The sequence below is a fragment of the Colwellia sp. BRX9-1 genome, from assembly GCF_014077195.1.
In the GTDB taxonomy this organism is placed as follows: domain Bacteria; phylum Pseudomonadota; class Gammaproteobacteria; order Enterobacterales; family Alteromonadaceae; genus Colwellia_A.
Genome location: NZ_JACGVM010000001.1, coordinates 568086 through 574484 on the forward strand (window position 1 = coordinate 568086; position 6399 = coordinate 574484).

Here is a 6399-nt window from a genome sequence, read left to right on the forward strand (position 1 = left end):
TATATCAGCAGATGATTAAATATCGAAGTTATAGCTGGTGGTTGGAGTGATAATTTTAGGCAGTGGAATATCCCAACTTTCAAAGGGAATAGTGTTAACTTTTTGGCAATCGTGAGCTAAGCCAACTGGTAAGGGTTTAGCTTGTTTATTTTGTTGATATTGAGCATGCCAAGCCGAAAGTGTTCGGTCATAAAAGCCACCGCCCATGCCTAAGCGATTACCATATCGGTCAAAGGCGACTAAGGGAGTAAAAATAATATCAAGCTGAGCGACCGTTATTATATCTTGCACGTTAAGCTTAGGCTCTAAAATACCATATTTGTTTTTGACGAGAATAGACGTCTCAGCATATTTTAAAAAGAGTAAGTTATTCTTACTAAAAGGATGTATTACCGGTAAATATACGGTGATGTTATTTTGCCAGCACCAATCAATAAAAGGCTGAGTATTTAACTCGCCATCATTGGCTAAATAAATCGCGATGTGTTGAACGCCTTTGACTACTTGTTCTTTAATGAGTCTTTTAGATAATAAAAGTGATTGTTCCGCTTGCTGGTCAGCGCTCAATAAACTGCGTTGATAGCGAATTTCTTTGCGAAGCACATCTCTTGTTTTCATGATATTTAACCCCTTATAAAATAAGCCTAACAACAAGTAAGTTACAGTAAAAATTAGCTATAAAAAAGCCAACAATAAATGTTGGCTTTTCAAAATCACTTTAACGATGAACGATAGTTAACTAAGCGTTAGTCGTTGCCGTTGAACCATTTGCGTTAGTCGTAGATGCTTCTGAATCATCAGGCAAGTTTTCCCAAAATCTAGATTTGAAACCAACCAACAAAATGATTAAACCAATACCAATGCTAAATAAGCTAATTTGAATATAAAGCGAAGGTATTTGCGCGACGTTATTTGGATCGTAATTACCGGCTAATAAACCAGAAATTATATTACCTATTGAATAAGTTAAAACAAATACGCCCATCATTTGTCCTGCAAAGCGTTTAGGTGATAATTTACTTACCGCGCTAAGTGCTACAGGGCTTAAACAAAGCTCACCAACTGTATGTAGGAAGTAAGTTGCTACTAACCAGTAAGGGGCAACTTTCATTCCTGAAGCAGCATATTGTGCAGCAAAAAACATCACGATAAAACCACTCGCCATGATGATTAGTCCAACAGCACACTTTATACCATAAGAAGGACTTACCAGTCTTTTACCTAAGTTAATCCATAAAGCAGCAAAAAAGGGTGATAGTAAAACGATAAAAAACGAGTTTGCAGATTGAAACCAACCCGTAGGTATTTCAAATGATCCAATGACGCGGTCAGTATAATCGCGCGCAAATAAATTCATCGACGAACCCGCTTGCTCAAAGCCCGACCAAAAACAAGCTGATGCAATACAGATCAATAATAATGCCCAGAGTTTTTTCTTTTCATTTTGCGTTAGGTTACTACCAAAATATATTACCGCATAATAAATAACGAAAATTGCAGAGAATGCTACGGCAACGTATTGAGCGACAGTTACAGGAACAATAGTAATAATGCCTTGAAAAGTAGCATAGGTAACAAACGCAATAACCGCTAAAACAATACCAATAATTGTCCAGCTGGTTTTTTGTGCTTTCTCTGACATAGGATATACTGGCTTTTCTCCAATACCTTGAAGCTTAGGGGTAGTCAATTTGTATTGAATTAAACCTAATGCCATACCAATAGCTGCGGCGCCAAACGCCCAATGCCAACCAACATTTTCCATTAAGTAGCCACAAACTGCATAGCCAATAACTGAACCTAAATTGATGCCCATATAATAAATGGCATAACCACTATCACGGCGAACATCTTCATCTGAGTATAATTGACCCACCATAGCGCCAATATTTGGTTTTAATAAACCCGTACCTAAAATGACGACGATTAAACCAATAAAAAAGGTGGTGTCATTCGGAATAGCTAAGATGATATGGCCAATCATAATAATGATTGCGCCGTACCAAACTGCTTTTTGACCACCAATTAATCGGTCAGCTATCCAACCGCCTGGTAAGCCCATAAAATAAACACTACCAGTATATAAACCATATATAGCAGCTGCAGAAGCTACAGTTAAACTTAAGCCTCCTTCTTGTAAAGTAGCGGTCATAAATAATACAAGTAGCATACGCATACCGTAATAACTCATGCGCTCCCACATTTCTGTAACAAACAGCGTTTGTAACCCTGCCGGATGGCCAAAAAAAGAACCTGAATCAGGTTTGCTCATAAAAAATTCCTCTAAGATAAGTGTAAATTACAGATAAATATTATTATTTTAATTCGCTAAAAACATTTTAAAATATTGAAATAAGTTCTTTGCGCTGTAATTATTGTCAAATTTATTTGCGAAAGTCAGCGTGTGTTATACCTGTGCTTGCCATGAAAGGCAATAGTTTGGCATCGAGATTTGATTAAGCAGATGTAATGTTTTAGTTACTTTTGATATTTTTAGAAAGAAAAATAATAAACAGACTCCCCAAAATTAATTATTTGACGTTATAAAAGGTAAGCAAGTTACTTTATTCAATAGCTTGTTACTGATAAACTCCAAACGTTAATTTTAGAACTTATTTAGTCGATATATTTGGCCATTATTAATTTTTATGGTTTATAAGTATTGAGCTAATGTTATACCTCGCATTTATAGGAAATTTATTGCCCCAATGATGAACATTACTCGCTATCTTATAGCAACCTTTTTACTTTTTGCGCTTTCTTTAAATTTACATGCCCAGCAAGTGTCTGCTCAGCAAATTGAACAATTTAAAAAGTTACCTAAATCTCAACAACAAGCATTAGCCAAAAGTATGGGCGTCGATTTAAATGCTATTGAGGCTCAGTTATCAGGAAGTAATACACAAAACGCTTCTATTAATACACAGGTAATGCCACGCGATATAAATAGCCTGAACAATGAAAACCTTAAAGCCAAAGATGCCGAAGAAACAGAGAAAGCTGAAGCTATTTTTAAGACCTTGCCACGGTTCGGTTTAGATGTATTTGCAAATTCGCCAACAACATTCTCTCCGGTTATGGATATTGCCATTCCAGAAGGGTATATCTTAGGTACGGGAGACTCAGTTTCAATACAGGTTTTCGGTAAAGAAAATCGTGAAATGCAATTAACGGTGACACGTGAAGGTGAGTTGGTTTTTCCTAACCTGGGCCCCATTAGTGTTGCAGGATTAACATTTTCAGAATTAAAGACTTTTGTTGTTAATAAAATTCAACAAAAAATTATTGGTGTTAATGTGGTGGTTAGCTTAGCTGAATTACGCTCTATGCGTATATTTGTTTTAGGTGAAGCTTATAAACCTGGCCCCTATACGTTAAGTTCATTATCTTCAGTCACCCATGCCATTTTTGCTGCAGGTGGTGTCAGTGATATTGGCTCATTAAGAAATATTCAAGTAAAACGTTCAGGGAAGCTAATTCAACAAGTCGATTTATATGACTTATTAATTGAAGGTGATTCATCAAGTGATATTTTGTTGCAATCAGGCGATGTCGTTTTTATTCCTCCTCAAGGCAAGTCTGTGTCAATTGCCGGCGAAGTAAGACGTCCTGCTATTTATGAATTGAGCCAATCAGACGACTTTTCTAATGTCATTAAAATGGCTGGCGGACTTTTACCCGCGGCTTACCCAAAATCTACTATCGTAGAGCGTTATAACAAAAGCGATTTACGTAGTATCCTAAATATTGATTTATCTGATAAAACCCAAAAAGCTGAAAAAGTTCAAGCGGGTGATTTTATTAGAGTGTTAAAAAGCTCAGACTTATATGTCGATTCAATTACTTTAATAGGCGCTGTAGCACGTCCAGGTAAATACCAGTTACAACAAAACATGTTGTTATCCGATGTTATTACCAATGCTGACGCTCACCTATTACCTTACGCCGATTTAAATTACGGCATTGTCGTTAGAGAAATCGATAGTGCCCGTAATATTGAAATTTTACAGTTTAATTTAGCCAATGTGTTTGCTGATAAAAATTCTAAGAGCAATATCCAACTCAGCAGTAATGATAAAATTATCATCTTCTCGAAAGCCTTTAAATTCTCTGAAGAACAATTCTTATTAGACGAGCTCGCCTACACTCAAGAAGAGTTATTAGCGAAAGAAAGAAATTTAGCGATTGAAACGAGTAAGAAAAAAGAGTTTTGGGAAACCCATGAGCAAAATGATGTTATGGCTGAGACCAAAGATGAAAAAATTTATACCTCTATTAATAATATTAACAGTGGTGCAGAGCACGAAAATGTGACAATTCGAGAAATGGCATTGTTTTCTCGCCAACGTCTACTGGTGCCTATTGTTAACAAACTTCGATACCAAGCAGGATCTGGTGAAGCGGTAAAGTTAATTGAAATTGATGGTGAAGTTAAATTTCCAGGGGTTTATCCATTAGGTAAAGGGGCTCGGGTAATCGATTTAATTTTAGCAGCCGGTGGCGTTAAAGAGTCAGCTTATTTATCAAGGGCTGAGTTAACACGTAATGAAATGAGTGGTATTAACTCTGTAAAAACCTCTAAAAATATTCATTTAGTGAATGCCCTCAATAATATTGATGAAGATAATATTTTGCTAAAAAGTAAAGATCGCCTTAACATTCACCGTATCCCTTCATGGAGTGAAAACCATGTTATAGAGTTGCGCGGCGAAGTGCTTTTTCCGGGTAAATATACAGTCCGTCGTGGAGACAGCTTATCAAGTATTATTCTTAAAGCGGGAGGATTAACAGCTTTTGCAGATCCCAATGGCTCTGTTTTTTCAAGAACAAAGTTAAAACAACTTGAAAGACAAAACTTAATGAAAGTAAGTGCCGACTTACGTATTGAAATGGCAACTAAGTCTTTATCAAGCAACAGCGGGGTAACTTCATATAGTGAAATTCAATCGTTATTAGCAGACCTATCTAAGGTAGAACCGCTAGGGCGTTTAGTTATTAATTTACCGCAAGTTATAGCCAAAAATGATTATGATATTGCCATAGAGGGCGGCGATGTACTGTACATCCCAACTCAGAATCGTTCAATTAATGTTATGGGGCAAGTGCAAGTGAATAGCTCACACATGTTTGATTCATCAAGCAGTGTCGAAGATTATATAACGCAAAGCGGCGGCTTAAAAAAACGTGCCGATGATGAGAGAATTTATATTATTTCGTCAAACGGTAGTATCCAAATGTTTGAAGAAAGCAATTGGTTTAGCGGCGGTGCTGACTCAGCTTTAAAACCGGGCGATTCAATTGTTGTACCACTTGATTCAGAGTACATGAACAACTTAACCTTGTGGACAACAGCGACAACCATTATGTATAACACAGCGGTTGCCATAGCGGCCATTAGTGGACTTTAATATTTGTTTTATGAAAATTAAAAATAGATGATTTTCTAACAAAACAACAATGTAAAGTCCGATCTTTATCGGACTTTACATTGTTGAATAAAACCCAAACATAAACCAGTTCAGCAAATAAGAACAACCCCACCATCCGGAATACATACCCGTCATCCTGAACTTGTTTCAGGACCTGTACTTACTCTACAAAACCCAGATACTGAAATAAATTCAGCATGACGACAGAAGAACTACGTAATTCTACCTGTGTGCCCATTCAGCCAGACACCAACACCGTAATCCTGAACACCACCACCGTCATCCTGAACTCGTTTCAGGATCTGTATTTAGAACCAAAACCCAGATACTGAAATGAATTCAGCATGACGACAAAAGAACTACGTAATTCTACCTGTGTGCCCCCGTCAGCCAGACTCTCCACCGTCATCCTGAACTTATTCTACAAAACCCAGATACTGAAATAAATTCAGCATGACGACAAAAGAACTACGTAATTCTACCTGTGTGCCTGCGTCAGCCAGACCCTCCAACGTCATCCTGAACACCACCCCCGTCATCCTGAACTCGTTTCAGGATCTGTACTTAGAACCAAAACCCAGATACTGAAATAAATTCAGCATGACGAAAAAAGAGTAAAGCGAGCAACGTTATAATTAACAACCCCCTTTACTCTTAACAATCACCATCATCCTAAACACAAACTGTCATCGTGAACTCGTTTCAGGATCTGTACTTAGAACCAAAACCTAGATACTGAAATAAATTCAGCATGACGACAAAAGAATTACGTAATTCTACCTGTGTACCCCGTCAGGCAGACACCTCCACCGTCATCCTGAACACAACCACGTCATCCTGAACTCGTTTCCAATGCTGATCGTTTTAGATGAAATATAGTACTTGAACGATCTTTTGAGTGTGTCATATTTATTTCTTTTTACAGGAAATAAAGCATGTTAAGTGATGAGTTAGCGTATTTTTTTGACGA

The 6399-nt window shown here is 37.2% G+C and carries 3 protein-coding genes; 1 reads left to right on the forward strand and 2 read right to left on the reverse strand.

Annotated elements, in window-relative coordinates:
• Positions 1–15: 15 nt before the first annotated feature.
• Positions 16–618, reverse strand: coding sequence for a 5-formyltetrahydrofolate cyclo-ligase (locus tag H4J76_RS02615; protein WP_182230053.1), 603 nt, complete (start codon positions 616–618; stop codon positions 16–18).
• A gap of 121 nt (positions 619–739) precedes the next feature.
• Positions 740–2272 (reverse strand): peptide MFS transporter, encoded by a 1533-nt coding sequence (locus H4J76_RS02620; RefSeq protein ID WP_182230054.1) that lies wholly within the window; start codon positions 2270–2272, stop codon positions 740–742.
• A gap of 436 nt (positions 2273–2708) precedes the next feature.
• Here H4J76_RS02620 and H4J76_RS02625 point away from each other — a divergent pair, with 436 nt between their 5' ends.
• Complete coding sequence (locus H4J76_RS02625; RefSeq protein ID WP_182230055.1) at positions 2709–5408, forward strand: SLBB domain-containing protein; 2700 nt, start codon at positions 2709–2711, stop codon at positions 5406–5408.
• Positions 5409–6399: the final 991 nt, after the last annotated feature.

Bases quoted from the DNA above. Each gene is read 5' to 3' on its own strand.
- H4J76_RS02615 (WP_182230053.1), bottom strand. From the start codon at position 618: ATGAAAACAAGAGATGTGCTTCGCAAAGAAATTCGCTATCAACGCAGT.
- H4J76_RS02620 (WP_182230054.1), bottom strand. From the start codon at position 2,272: ATGAGCAAACCTGATTCAGGTTCTTTTTTTGGCCATCCGGCAGGGTTA.
- H4J76_RS02625 (WP_182230055.1), top strand. From the start codon at position 2,709: ATGATGAACATTACTCGCTATCTTATAGCAACCTTTTTACTTTTTGCG.